The organism is Desulfovibrio sp. MES5 (assembly GCF_002237645.1).
Lineage (GTDB): Bacteria > Desulfobacterota > Desulfovibrionia > Desulfovibrionales > Desulfovibrionaceae > Desulfovibrio.
Map to the genome: position 1 here is coordinate 38,425 of NZ_MJUZ01000006.1, position 13,301 is coordinate 51,725.

Sequence of the window (13,301 nt, forward strand, 5' to 3'; positions counted from 1 at the left end):
TGCTGGCGACAGCCCGTTATGGTTGCAGTTATGGCCGCTCTCATGGCCGCCGTGTCGTAAGAGCTTTTCGCATGGCACGCGCGCCGCGAAAAGCAGGGGACAGTTATGCGCGCGAACAGGTTGCGCGCAAACCGGCCACAGCTTGGCCCGCTGTTTGCACTTGATGAAAACGGATGCCCCGCAGGTGTCAAAAAAAAGGCGGTATGCGCGTGCCCTTCCGTTTCAAGATGCAAAAAGTGCTGGATTACCGGGAACAGCTGGAAGAAGAGGCCAAGGTCAACCTGGCCATTCAGCGTACCCGGCTGGCCGAAGCCCAGGACCGTCTGGACAAGATCAAGGCCGAGCTGCGCCAGGCCGAAGACCGCCTTGTGGGCGCTGTTCTTATGGATGCCGCCGAACGCTGGCTGCTTGAGCAGTACGTCAAAGGCCTGCGAGGCGACGCCGCGCACGAAGCCATCCAGGTGCGCATGCTGGAACAACTGGCTGAAGAAGCCCGCAAACTGCTGGCCGAACGCGCCATCGACAAAAAACTGCTGGAAAAGCTCAAGGAAAGGCAAAAGCAGCACTATGTCCGTGAGGAACAATTGAAGGAGCAACGCACCAATGACGAAACAGCCACCCTCCGCTACAAAGCTCCGACTCTCTAAGCTGTTCCGCTGGCTGGCGGTGCTTTGCTTCATCAAGCTTTCCATGCTGTGCATGCTGCTTCTTGACGTTCCCCTGCCTTCATGGCTTGGGGGCGCGCCGTCGCAAACGGCCTTTGTTCCTCCGGCGGACCCGCTTTCCGAGGCCGCCGTTATGGACAAGCTGACAGCGCTTGTGGCGGCCAGCCGTCAGGAAAACGACAAAACCGCCGAACCCGTGGATCTGCCCGCAACGCCGCAGCATGCCGCTGGCGCACCTGTCGTGCCTGCGGCTCCTGACGCGGGGGGTAAATCCCAAAGCGCGCCCGTTGACCGGCTTGCCAAAGATCAGGCCCATGCGCCGCAGGGTTCTGCCGCAGCCAGAATGGCGGCTGCTGCGCAACCGCATGGCGCTGCCTCGCGGGGACGCGTTATGGATGCGGACGCCCTGCCCTCGCCCATGGTGCCAGCGGGAGTCTCCCCCATCAGCCACGCCGCCGAGCAGCAACTTTTCACCCCGCCCGACATCAGCCAGCCCGCGCCCCTGCCTGCGCCGCTGGCCCAGCCGGGCATCAGCGCGCCAGCGCATGCCAGCTCTGCCGCCGCAACCGCCGCGTCAAAAAGTTCTGGCGAACACAGCTGGCTTGACGCCCTTGGCCGTTTGCCCATCCCGACCCTCGGCAGTGTGCAGGCCGCCCACGCGGCCGCCCAGGATATGCCCGTGCCGCAAACGCCGCCCCTGGGTCAGACAACGCCCTTTGCTCCCGCCGCGCAGACCGCGCCCTATTCACTGCCCGGAGCCCCGGATATTCCGTCCAACATCCCCCGAGGTCAGGGTGCGGACGGCGCGCCCCTGCCGCCGCGCGGCGCTTCGGGTTTTGGCGATTCAAACACGGGCAGCGTCCCTGCCCTGCCCATGAGCAGCCAGACAGGCGTACCCACGCCACCGGCCCCTTCCGTACGCCCCACGCAAACGCCCACTGACCCCAATATCAAGGCGCAGGAACTGGCCCGCGAGCAGCAGGACATTCTCATGCTGCGCCAGCAGATGGATCAGCGCCTCAAGGACATGCAGAACGCCGAACAGAAAATGAAGGACATGATCCGCGAAGCGCGCGGCATTGAGGATGAAAAAATCCGCCGACTCGTGCTCACCTATACCCAGATGAAGCCCAAGGCCGCCGCCAAGGCGCTGGAAAGTATGGATGAACGTGTAGCGGTACGCATCCTTACCGGCATGTCGCCCAAGCAGTCGGGGGACATTCTCACCTACGTCAATCCGGCCAAGACAGCCAAACTGACGGAAATCATCACCCGCATGAAGTTGCCGGAATAATGCGTCTCCGACTTCTCATTTCCTACGTGGGCACGGGCTACAGCGGCTGGCAGATTCAGGAAAAGCCCAAGCCTCCGCCGACCATTCAGGGCGCGCTTGAAGCCGCCCTGCTGCAAATCGCGGGACAGCACGTGCGCGTACATGGCTCGGGCCGCACCGATTCCGGCGTACACGCGCATGGGCAGGTGGCGCATTGCGATGTGCCTGACGCCCGCGCGGGGATTGACTGGCGGCACAGCCTCAATGCGGTGCTTCCGCGCGATATCCGCGTTCTGGAAGCAGTGCAGGCAGCTCCTGATTTTCACGCGCGCAAAGACGCCCTGCGCAAAACCTATGTCTATCAATTCTGGCAGGACCGCCGCTTTATGCCGCCCCAACTCCGCCCCTTTGCGTGGAACTGCGGGCCGCTGGATCAGGACGCCATGCGCAGCGCCATTCCATACTTGCTTGGCACGCACGACTTCGCCGGGCTGCGCAATGCGGGCACTGATGTGGAAAACACCGAGCGCACCCTGCTGGACGCCCGTCTGGAACAACTGCCCCCCTGCGAATTTTATCCGCCCCACGCGCCCATGCTTCGCCTTGCCGTCACGGCTGACGGCTTTTTAAAGCAGATGGTGCGCAACATGGCTGGTCTTCTGGCCGCCTGCGGCCAGGGCAAGATGCAGGCAGAGCAGATACCCGCCCTGCTGGCGGCCCATGACCGACGGGCGCTGCCCTCGGTGACGGCCCCCCCTGAAGGGCTGGCGCTTGCCTGCGTGCACTACGCTGCGGACCTGACCTGACCACTGGGATTTAGGCCGCACGCAATCCACAGGCATCAGCCAGATGCCCGAAAACCGGCACGTGCTGTCCCCCGTAAACCCTCCGGCCTGACTTTTTCAGGAGCCGTTCCCCATTGCGATGTCTGTTCGCAATGGGGTGCGGCTCCTGCTTTTGCCCGTGGCTGCAGGCGTTATGGCAGCGCCGTGTTTGCCGCAGCCGCCAGACGGCCTCAACGCGAGCCGAAGATCACAGCAGATGGCTGCGGCAAGGGCAAGGCTCCTTTCGCACAAGCCAGGGCAGTGCCCACAACCCGGCATTCACGCTATCTCTTCATCTCACTCTGGTGAAACCCGATAGCCTGCAATGGCGCTCTAATGACTTTATAATTATAGAATATAGCATATATAAACATAAAACTATTATTTAGTAGTTTTGTCTGACAACTCCGCAGACAAAACCGTCCCTCTGCTTGTGTGGAGCAAAATGCCCCTGTCACAGACCTGGCCCATCATTGTAACACCCTGCGTAACACCCTGCCGGGGCAGACAATACAAGCACGTGAATTCGGCCTTAATTTTTTCGGCGAGTGCCAAAAAATTATACCAATGGTATCATGAATGTAACATACTGAATTTATAGAGCCCTTTAATTTTTTATCCGCGTGCAGGCAAAAAAATTCAGCAACCAAGAAAAAAATTATTGCGTGAAAAAACTTTAACATAACGATTTAATAGAAGTTTTTTATTTTTTATTTTTTTTAATCCCAAGAGGGTTAAAATTTTTGCACGATAATGCTTGCAATGTGCTCGAGGCTTTTCTATAGTTGGCCCGAAGCGGACATCCGCTCCACAGGCGTGTACAGTAACAACGTGCCCTGACTGGGCAAAATAAAGGAAGGTTAACCATGAAAAAGATCGCTACTCTTCTGTTGGCGGCCGGTCTGGTGTTCGGCGCTGCCACAGGCGCCAGCGCCATTGACTTCAAGGCCAAGGGCCAGTGGATCATGAGCTTTGACTACGGCCAGAACGGCAGCTTCACCGGCGGCAATGGCCGCACCGGCTACAACAGCAGTGAAGACGAGTTCGAAGCCAACCAGCGCGTTCGCCTGCAGTTGGACGCCGTGGCTTCCGAATCCCTGTCCGGTACCGTGTTCTTCGAAATCGGCAAGACCACCTGGGGCAAGGCTGGCAGCAATGACAAGCCTTCCGGTGGCGCTCTTGGCGCTGACGACAACAACTCCATCAAGCTGAAGAACGCCTACATCGACTGGCTCGTTCCCCAGACCGACCTGAAGATCCGCATGGGTATTCAGGGTATCGCTCTGCCCAGCTTCACCACTGAAAGCCAGGTCTTCAACGACGACGTGGCCGGCATCACCGCCTCCTATCAGTTCAACGAAAACGTTGGCGTGACCGCGCTGTGGGCCCGCCCCTACAACGACAACTACAATACGGCCAACAGCGGCACCAAGAGCAACTACATGGACAACGTTGACGTTGCCGCCCTGCTCGTGCCCCTGACCTTTGACGGCGTGAAAGTGACCCCCTGGGTCATGTACGCTGCCATCGGCCCCAACGCCTTCCGTAGTGACACTGGCTACCTCACCAACTTTGCTGGCACCTCGGGCAAGTTCCCCAAGGCTGGCATGGTTCCCGTGGGCGGCGCTCACCACAAGGACGGCAGCCTTGCTACCAAGAAGCTCGGCGAATACGGCAACACCATTTGGGCTGGCCTGACCGGCGAAGTGACCATGTTTGACCCCATCCGCATCGCGTGGGATGTCAACTACGGTTCCGCCAGCTATGACGACAGCCGCCTCAACCGTTCCGGTTGGCTGGCTTCTCTGCTCGCCGAATACAAGCTTGACTGGGCCATCCCCGGCATCTACGGCTGGTACGGCTCCGGCGACGACAGCAACCCCGCCAACGGCTCCGAGCGTATGCCCAGCCTGAGCGTGAACAACATCAACAACGCCTTCTCGAACTTTGCCTTCAACGGCAACCCCTACATCGCTCGTGAAGCCACCCTTGGCTACAGCATGGCTGGCACCTGGGGCGTGGGCGCTCGCTTGAAGGACATGAGCTTCGTGGAAAACCTGAAGCACACCCTTCGCGTGAACCTCATCGGCGGCACCAACAGCACGACCATGGCCAAAAAGATGTCCAACAGCTGGGGCGGCGGCAACCTTGCTGCTAACAGCGGCGGAAGCGGCACGGCTGGCATGGATCCCCTGTACATGACCACCCAGGACTACGCCATGGAAATTGGCCTGACCAACGCTTACAAGATGTATGACAACTTCACCATCATGCTTGACGCCGCCTACCTGGCTACCTGGCTTGACCAGTCCAAGTCCGTGTGGGGCAACAGCAAGATGAACGGCAAGTCCGACGAAGTGCGTGATCCCTGGAACGTCAACGTGAGCTTCGTGTACTCTTTCTAAGAGAACAGAACTCAAGTTTCTTTATAAAGGGGAGCCTTGCGGCTCCCCTTTTTCTGTTTATGGCTTCAGCCAGTTGGGCACGCAAGCGCGGCATGCCCCTAAGTCCTCCCATACCCCAGACAAAATCCCCCAGGAGCGCCATAGAGCATGTTACCGCTGGAAAACTGTACATGCGCTAATGCTGCACGAAAGTGCCGCGCCGCCACAACGTGGCGTGGATTCAGCCGAACTTTAGCCGTTGCGACGAAGGAAGCTACGGATGCTTCAAGCGTTGTGGCGCAGGCTTAAAGCGTTGTGATGTAAGAAACTACGCTTGAAGACAGCATACGTAAAAACACGGCCTGTCCCATACAATCGCTGTCGCCATCCGTAGCGATGCTGTCCTGCCCCGTAAGACGGTCCGTCAACGGTTCAGGCAAGCCCTGCGGGCAATTGCTGCCGCAACGACAGCAATTACTTAATTGCACGGACAGCCTACTGATGGCTGTCGCTGCTTTAGCCGTTGCGACGGAGGAAGTTACGGATAAAGACAGCAATTGGTTAAGTGATCGGACAGCCTACTGATGGCTATCGCTGCTTTAGCCGTTGCGACGGAGGAAGTTACGGATAAAGACAGCAATTGGTTAAGTGATCGGACAGCCTACTGATGGCTATCGCTGTCCGTAAGCGGCAAAGGCCCGATAACGGCTAGCGCAAATCGCATTTTGGGGCTGAATGAACACCTTGAAATGCGAAGCAGTTCAAAGTTGCTCTGGTCTGGCCCCCTGGCAGCCCATTCCTTTTTGTTGGCAAGTTGGGCAAGGGTGGTTATATGGATGCCATGCAGAAACCGGAATCCTCAACCATCCCCCTGTCGCCCGGCGTTTACCTGTACAAGGATGTCCGGGGCCGCATCATCTACGTTGGCAAGGCGCGCGTGCTGCGGCGGCGCGTGCTTTCCTATTTCAGGGCTGACGGCTTGCCCGCCAAGACGAAGGCCATGCTTTCTCATGCCGCAAGCATCGAATACCTCACCACCACCACGGAAAAAGAAGCGCTGCTCCTTGAGGCCAGCCTTATTAAAAAGCACAGGCCGCGCTATAACATCGTGCTGCGCGACGACAAGCAGTATGTGCTCTTTCGTCTGAACACCAAGCACGACTTTCCCCGGCTTGAAATTGTCCGTCAGGCCAGGCGCGACGGCGCACGCTATTTCGGGCCGTTCACTTCGGCGCTGGCGGCGCGCGAAACGTGGAAGATCATCCACCGCGCTTTCGCTCTGCGCCGCTGCACCGACAAGGCCATGAAAAACCGCGTGCGCGCGTGCCTGTATCATTTTATGGGGCAGTGCCCCGCGCCCTGCATGGGCATGGTGACGCCTCAGGAGTACAATGAAAACGTCCGCAAGGTCTGTGACCTTTTGCAAGGACGCGCCGCGCCGCTCATGAACAGTCTGCGCGAGGCAATGGACAGGGCTTCGGAAGATCTGGAATTTGAAAAAGCCGCCATCCTGCGCGACCAGATTCGCGCAGTGGAGCGCACGGTGGAGCGTCAGGCCGCCGTGCTGCCCGGCGGCGGCGACATGGACGCCGTGGGCCTCTTTCCGGCCGACAAGGGCCTTGCCCTGGGCATTGTCTTTGTACGCGGCGGCGCGGTGACGGATGGGCGCGCCTTCTACTGGCCGGGCCTGGGCTTTGAAGACGCTCCCGAGCTGCTCTGGAGCTTTGTGAGCCAGTACTACAGCCAGGTCACTCCGCCGCCCCGCATCCTTCTGCCCTGGCTGCCCCCCGATGCCGAGGATATGGAAGACGCGAACAACGGTGAGACACCCTTTGCTGAAGGACTCTCCCCGTCTCCCGACGCACTTCCTGCCGCAACCCCGGATTCGGCCCCTGTAACTTCCGCACCGGTAATTTCCGGGCCGGTAATTTCCGGACCAGAGACTTCCAGGCCGATAACTTCCGGACCGATAACTCCCGGAATGGACGCGCCCAACCATGCCGGGCAGGCTGCCCCTCATGGAGAAACAGCCGCGCCGTCCGCCCCGCCATCCTCTTCCACTGCCCGCGAACTGCTGGAGCAGGCCCTGTCCGACCGCAGAAACGGCGCTGTGCGCATAGTGCCGCCCCAGCATGCCGGGGATAACCAGCTCGTGGACATGGCCCAGTCCAATGCCCGTGAAGAGGCGCGCCGTCAGGAACAGAAAACCGAACTGGGCATTCTTGACCGCCTGGCCCGCTCCCTGCACCTTGCGGGGCCGCCGCACCGCATCGAATGCGTGGACGTTTCCCACACTGGGGGGCAGCAGACGCGCGTGGGTATGGTGGTTTTTGAAGAAGGCCAGCCCGCACGCTCACAGTACCGCGCCTATGCCATGCCTGACAGCGGCGACGACTACGCCACCCTGTACGCCTGGGTGGCGCGCAGGCTTGAAAGCGGCCCCCCCTGGCCCGACTTGCTGCTCATTGACGGCGGGCGCGGACAGCTGCGCACCATTCAGCGCGCGCTGCAGGAGGCTGGGCAGCCAGACCTTTTCGCCCTGGCCGCCATTGCCAAGGCCAGGGACGAGCAAGGCCACGCAGACCGACGCGCCGGCAATGTGGCCGACCGCATTTTTATTCCTGACAGGGCCAACCCCCTGCCCCTGCGAGAAGGCGGCCCGGAACTGCTTTTTCTGCAAAATGTGCGTGACAGCACCCACCGCTTTGCCATTGGCCGCCACCGCAAGGCCAAGCGCGGCGCGGCCCTTGCGGGCGAACTCATGCGTTTGCCCGGCATTGGGCCAGCCACGGCGCGTCTTTTGTGGGACCGCTTCGGCAGCGTGGAAGCCATGCGCGCAGCCACACAGGAAGAGCTGTGCGGCCTGCCCGGCATCGGCCCCGCCAAAGCCGCGCTGCTGCTGCAAAAACTTTCCGGCCTCGGCCACGTGTAATAGTCCCGCAGGCTGCCCCCGCCAACCGTGTCGATCCCCTTTGCTGCAGGGCAGAGTATATTTAAGATCCCTTGTGGGGGAGGGCCCCTTTTGCAAAAGGGTCTCCTCCCCCACGCCCCCACCCCCTAAAATTCTTATTGTATTTGGTGCAGCACAACGAATTTTCTGACTTGGGTGAGGTTCCAGATATAGCGTCTGGCGTTATACCGCCTCAAAGATTCTCTGCACAACGCAGGTCAAGAGCCACGACCCCGCCGCGGCCCGTGGCAGTTCCCAAAACTCTGCGCTCCCGACCTGCCGGTGCTCCATTTATCGGCGCATGGCTTTGACGCGCCCGCCAGCTCCCGCCCCTCTCCCGCAGCTGCTGAAAATCACGCCAAAAGCCTGTGCTGAACACGGCTGAAAGACCCCAGAATAAAAATCCTGAAAATCTGATAAGGATTTTGGTTTTTGCGTAAAAATGTATATTGTATTTCACAGACAGGCATTGACCTTACGTATCACGGCCTTATTCTTGCATATTGAGACCCGGCCACGCACAGATACGGCCGGCACAGCCCGAACCACCATCCCCAAAAGGGCGGCGCGAGCGGGAGTACGATTCGCACGGGGGAACACAGAATGTCAGTATCTTATAAGGACTATTACAAACTGCTGGGAGTAGAGCGCACGGCCAAGACCGAGGACATTTCCAAGGCCTATAAAAAGCTGGCGCGCAAATACCACCCCGACCTGAATCCCGGCGACAAGCAGGCTGAGGACAAGTTTAAAGAAATCAACGAGGCGCATGAGGTTCTTAAAGACCCGGAAAAGCGCAAGCTGTACGACCAGCTTGGCCCCAACTGGCAGCATGGCCAGCAGTTCCAGGGCGAGCCGGGTTTTGAAAACGTGCACTTTACCTTTGGCGGCAAAAGCTTTGATGGATCAGGGTTTTCAGACTTTTTTGAAACCCTTTTCGGTGGAGCGGCAGGCGGCGCACAGTTTGGCGGTCAGTCCGGCAACCCTTTTGGCGGCTCGTTCGGCGGCCAGTCAGGTGGTCGTGGCGCGCAATTCGGCCCGGACCCCTTTGGCGGCTTTTCCTCCCGCCCCCGGCGTGGCCGGGATGTGGAGGCCGAGTTGCCCCTGACGCTTGAAGAAGTGCAGAAAGGCGGCAGCCGCACCGTGTCGATCCAGGGCCCGCAGGGTCCCAAGACGCTGGACGTCAATGTGCCCTCTGGCATACGCGAAGGGGCCAAGCTGCGGCTGGCCGGGCAGGGTGATCCCGCACCTGGCGGCTCCCCCGGCGACCTTTTTTTACGGGTGCGCTATCTGCCGCACAACACGTTCAAGGTGGACGGCGAAAATCTGCAATGCGACCTGGCCCTGGCCCCCTGGGAGGCCGCACTCGGCGCCAGGGTTGAAGTGCCCACGCTGGAGGGGCATGTGGAAATGCAGATTCCCGCTGGCTCCAGCTCAGGCCGCAAATTCCGCCTGCGCGGCAAGGGCCTGGGCGCGGTCGGCAAACGTGGCGACCTGCTGGCCAGAGTCATGATAAAAACGCCAACGCAACTGTCCGATGCCGAGCGCGAACTCTGGCAGAAACTGGCGGATACTTCGGCCTTCAAGGCCCGCGCATAACGCCTGGTGGAGGGTTTTAGCATGAGCATGACACCCAAAAATCCCACTCTGCCCGCGCCGTCCACGGTCATGGTATGGGAAGAATTTGTGCAGGTTACGGGTATAGACCCCGAGCGTCTCAACGAACTGCTCGCTCTGGGCTGGCTTGAAACGCGCGGCGCGGCCGAGCGGCAGCACCTCTTCCGCGATGCGGACATTTACCGCGTACGCAAGCTTGAGCGTATCTGCTGCGATTTTGAACTGCCCGTTCTTGGTGGCACCATTATCGTAGACCTGCTTGAGCGCATTGACGCTCTGGAACGCGCAGTGCGCAGCCTCAAGAATTTTGAAGACTAGGGAAGCACTGATTAAAGAGCCACCTGGAAACGCGCAGTTATTTCGTTTGGCAAGGCGCGATCTTTTTTTGAAGCAGGAGTGGACTCTTCCGTCCTCGACTGTTTCAAAAAAAGTGAAGCAACGCCGCCAAACGAAATAAATCAGCGTTTCCTTAGGAACTGATGCAGAGTTTTGCTGTAGCAGAACCAAAAAATATATATTGCCCGCCCGTAACGGCGCGGCATTGTCGGAGGAATCCATATGGATATCAACAAATTCACTGAAAAAGCGCGTGAAGCCGTCAGCGAAGCCCAAAGCCTCGCCGCTGGCATGGGTCATCAGGAGACGGACGTCGACCACCTGGCCCTGGCCCTCACCCAGCAGGAAAACGGCATAGTGCCGCGCATTCTGGATCAGATGGGCGTGCAGCCCCGTGCCTTTGCCGTGGCCGTTGAAGGCGCGCTGCGCAAGCGCCCCTCGGTGTCCGGCGGCGGCATGGACCCCACCAAGATCATGATCACGCAGCGTCTGGCCAAGGTTCTGAGCGATGCCCAGAATGAAGCCAAACGCATGAAGGACGAATACGTCAGCGTTGACCACCTGTTCGCGGCTTTGACCGAAGTGCCGTCTTCCACGCCTCTGGGCGAGGTGTTCAAGGAGTACAAGATCACCCGCAGCGCCTTTGTTGCCGCCATGGAAGAACTGCGCGGCGGCGCGCGCGTGACCAGCGCCAACCCGGAAGACACCTTTGAGGCCCTGAACAAATACGCTCGCGACCTGGTGGAGGCCGCCCGTCAGGGCAAGATGGACCCGGTTATTGGCCGCGATGCCGAGATACGCCGGGTTATCCGCATTCTTTCGCGCCGCACCAAGAACAACCCTGTTCTTATTGGCGAGGCGGGCGTTGGCAAAACCGCCATCGTTGAAGGTCTGGCCTTCCGCATCGTCAAGGGCGACGTGCCCGAGGGCCTCAAGGGCCGCAAGCTCTTCGCGCTGGATATGGGCGCGCTCATCGCTGGCGCGAAATATCGCGGCGAATTTGAAGAGCGCCTCAAGGCCGTTCTTAATGAAGTGGAAAAAAGCGAAGGGCACACCATCCTTTTCATTGACGAGCTGCACACCATAGTGGGCGCTGGCAAAACCGAAGGCGCCATGGATGCTGGCAATCTGCTCAAGCCCATGCTGGCGCGCGGCGAGCTGCACTGCATCGGCGCTACAACCGTGGACGAGTACCGCAAGTACATTGAAAAAGACCCGGCCCTGGAACGGCGCTTTCAGCCGGTCATGGTGGAAGAACCCACGGTGGAAGACACCATTTCCATATTGCGCGGGCTCAAGGAACGCTTCGAGGTGCACCATGGCGTGCGCATAAGCGACTCGGCCATCGTGGAAGCCGTGGTGCTCTCGCACCGCTACATCACAGACCGCCAATTGCCCGACAAGGCCATAGACCTTATTGACGAGGCCGCAGCCCTCATCCGCACGGAGATAGACTCCCTGCCCGCAGATCTGGACGAAGTGAACCGCAAGGTCATGCAGCTTGAAATCGAGCGCGAGGCCCTGCGCCGTGAAACCGATGCGGCTTCACGCGAGCGCCTTGAAAAGCTCGAAAACGAACTGGCCGATCTGCGCGCCGAGCAGGCCGATCTGCGCAAGCAGTGGGAAAGCGAAAAAGGCTCCATCAATCAGGTGCGCGAGATCAAGGAGCAGATCGAACATACCAAGCTGGCCATCGAGCAGGCCGAACGCGCCTATGACCTCAACAAGGCCGCTGAACTCAAGTATTCGAAGCTGCTTGAACTTGAGAAAAAACTGGCTGACGCCGAAGTGGCCGGAAGTAGCGACGCCAATGGCGCGCGCCTGCTCAAGGAAGAAGTGCGGCCTGACGACGTGGCCGAAATTGTCGGCAAATGGACGGGCATACCCGTTACCCGGCTGCTGGAATCTGAACGCGAAAAGCTGCTGCGCCTGCCCGACCAGTTGCATGAACGCGTCGTAGGTCAGGACGAAGCCGTCACTGCCGTGTCTGACGCTGTGCTGCGCGCCAGGGCCGGGCTTTCCGACCCCGACAGGCCCACTGGCTCGTTCATCTTCCTTGGCCCCACGGGCGTGGGCAAGACCGAGCTTTCCAAGGCATTGGCCGAAGCGCTCTTTGACACTGAGGACAACATGGTGCGTCTCGACATGAGCGAGTATATGGAAAAGCACTCCGTATCCCGCCTCATCGGCGCGCCTCCAGGATATGTGGGCTATGACGAAGGCGGCCAGCTTACCGAGGCCGTACGGCGCAAACCCTATTCCGTCATTCTTTTTGACGAGATAGAAAAGGCCCACCCCGACGTCTTCAACACCCTGCTGCAACTGCTGGACGATGGCCGTCTTACCGACAGTCAGGGACGCACGGTGGATTTTCGCAACTGCATCGTCATCATGACGTCCAACATCGGCTCAATGCATTTGCTGGACGGCATCGAGGCTGACGGAACCCTGAAGGAAGGCGCACGCGAAAGGGTTATGGAAGAACTGCGCGCGCATTTCAGGCCGGAGTTCCTCAACCGCGTTGACGAAACCGTGGTCTTTCTGCCGCTGCGGCGCGACCAGATCAGCCGCATCGTCGAATTGCAGCTGGCCCGCCTGCGCAAGCGCCTTGAAGACCGCAAGATCAAGCTGAACATGACCGACGCGGCCAAGAACTTCATAGGCGAAGCCGGGTACGACCCCATTTACGGCGCACGGCCCCTCAAGCGCTATGTGCAGCAGGCGGTTGAAACCCCGCTGGCCCGTCTGCTGGTGGGCGGCAAGATCCGCGACGGCCAGACCGTGACCGTGGATGTGAAGGACGAAGAACTCACCTTCACGGCCAACCAGTAGAGCATTTTGCTAATGAAAATATCTATCCTTAATGTTTCCAAGACGCCCGCTTCGGCGCGTAACAGCGCAAATAAATTGCGCTTACGCCTCTGCGGCGGGCGTCTGCTCCCGTATCCGCCAGAGCAATTTCAAAGTGAAATTGCTCTAAAATGTCCATAAAATCCGGCTGCCGCCAGGCCGGAAAGTGATGAGGCCCCGTGCGGTATTCCGCACGGGGCCTGTTTTTTTACGGTATTGCGAACACGGCGCAGCATCGGCGTCGATAGTTTCACTCATTGCTTTTGAGGCAGCAAAATCTCAACGTCACTATAACCTGAAGACGTCGCCACGAAAGCCGATGCGCGCCCTGCCTCGCAACTGCCGAAAAGAGCCGCTTTGCGGCAGACGTTTCACTGCCGTCGGCCTCCGGCTGCTGGATGC

General features: G+C 59.5%; 8 protein-coding genes. All 8 read left to right on the forward strand.

Annotated elements, in window-relative coordinates:
- Positions 1-203: 203 nt before the first annotated feature.
- The 8 genes from fliJ (at position 204) to clpB (ending at position 12,881) form a co-directional block, all read left to right on the forward strand.
- Positions 204-647 carry a flagellar export protein FliJ gene (fliJ, locus tag BCS36_RS01985; RefSeq protein WP_291301255.1) on the forward strand — a complete coding sequence of 148 codons (444 nt, stop codon included), beginning with the start codon at positions 204-206 and terminating at the stop codon, positions 645-647.
- Positions 604-1,959 (forward strand): hypothetical protein, encoded by a 1,356-nt coding sequence (locus BCS36_RS01990; RefSeq protein WP_291301256.1) that lies wholly within the window; start codon positions 604-606, stop codon positions 1,957-1,959. The genes fliJ and BCS36_RS01990 overlap by 44 nt, the downstream gene beginning before the upstream one ends.
- A complete protein-coding gene (gene truA, locus BCS36_RS01995) occupies positions 1,959-2,744 on the forward strand; it encodes a tRNA pseudouridine(38-40) synthase TruA (RefSeq protein ID WP_291301257.1) in 786 nt (261 codons plus the stop codon). Before BCS36_RS01990 ends, truA begins: the two co-directional genes overlap by 1 nt.
- An 884-nt stretch (positions 2,745-3,628) precedes the next feature.
- Positions 3,629-5,167, forward strand: coding sequence for an outer membrane homotrimeric porin (locus BCS36_RS02000; RefSeq protein ID WP_291301258.1), 1,539 nt, complete (start codon positions 3,629-3,631; stop codon positions 5,165-5,167).
- An 820-nt stretch (positions 5,168-5,987) separates the two neighbouring features.
- Positions 5,988-8,078, forward strand: a complete 2,091-nt coding sequence (gene uvrC, locus BCS36_RS02005) for an excinuclease ABC subunit UvrC (protein WP_291301285.1) — start codon at positions 5,988-5,990, stop codon at positions 8,076-8,078.
- A 621-nt stretch (positions 8,079-8,699) separates the two neighbouring features.
- Positions 8,700-9,695 (forward strand): J domain-containing protein, encoded by a 996-nt coding sequence (locus BCS36_RS02010; RefSeq protein ID WP_291301259.1) that lies wholly within the window; start codon positions 8,700-8,702, stop codon positions 9,693-9,695.
- A 21-nt stretch (positions 9,696-9,716) separates the two neighbouring features.
- Positions 9,717-10,031 carry a chaperone modulator CbpM gene (locus BCS36_RS02015; protein ID WP_291301260.1) on the forward strand — a complete coding sequence of 105 codons (315 nt, stop codon included), beginning with the start codon at positions 9,717-9,719 and terminating at the stop codon, positions 10,029-10,031.
- Positions 10,032-10,271: 240 nt separating this feature from the next.
- The gene (clpB, locus tag BCS36_RS02020; RefSeq protein WP_291301261.1) at positions 10,272-12,881 is read left to right on the forward strand and encodes an ATP-dependent chaperone ClpB; all 2,610 of its coding nucleotides are present in this window, start codon (positions 10,272-10,274) and stop codon (positions 12,879-12,881) included.
- Positions 12,882-13,301 lie beyond the last annotated feature (420 nt).

Bases quoted from the DNA above. Each gene is read 5' to 3' on its own strand.
- BCS36_RS02015 (WP_291301260.1), top strand. From the start codon at position 9,717: ATGAGCATGACACCCAAAAATCCCACTCTGCCCGCGCCGTCCACGGTC.
- truA (WP_291301257.1), top strand. From the start codon at position 1,959: ATGCGTCTCCGACTTCTCATTTCCTACGTGGGCACGGGCTACAGCGGC.
- uvrC (WP_291301285.1), top strand. From the start codon at position 5,988: ATGCAGAAACCGGAATCCTCAACCATCCCCCTGTCGCCCGGCGTTTAC.
- BCS36_RS02010 (WP_291301259.1), top strand. From the start codon at position 8,700: ATGTCAGTATCTTATAAGGACTATTACAAACTGCTGGGAGTAGAGCGC.
- BCS36_RS01990 (WP_291301256.1), top strand. From the start codon at position 604: ATGACGAAACAGCCACCCTCCGCTACAAAGCTCCGACTCTCTAAGCTG.
- fliJ (WP_291301255.1), top strand. From the start codon at position 204: ATGCGCGTGCCCTTCCGTTTCAAGATGCAAAAAGTGCTGGATTACCGG.
- clpB (WP_291301261.1), top strand. From the start codon at position 10,272: ATGGATATCAACAAATTCACTGAAAAAGCGCGTGAAGCCGTCAGCGAA.
- BCS36_RS02000 (WP_291301258.1), top strand. From the start codon at position 3,629: ATGAAAAAGATCGCTACTCTTCTGTTGGCGGCCGGTCTGGTGTTCGGC.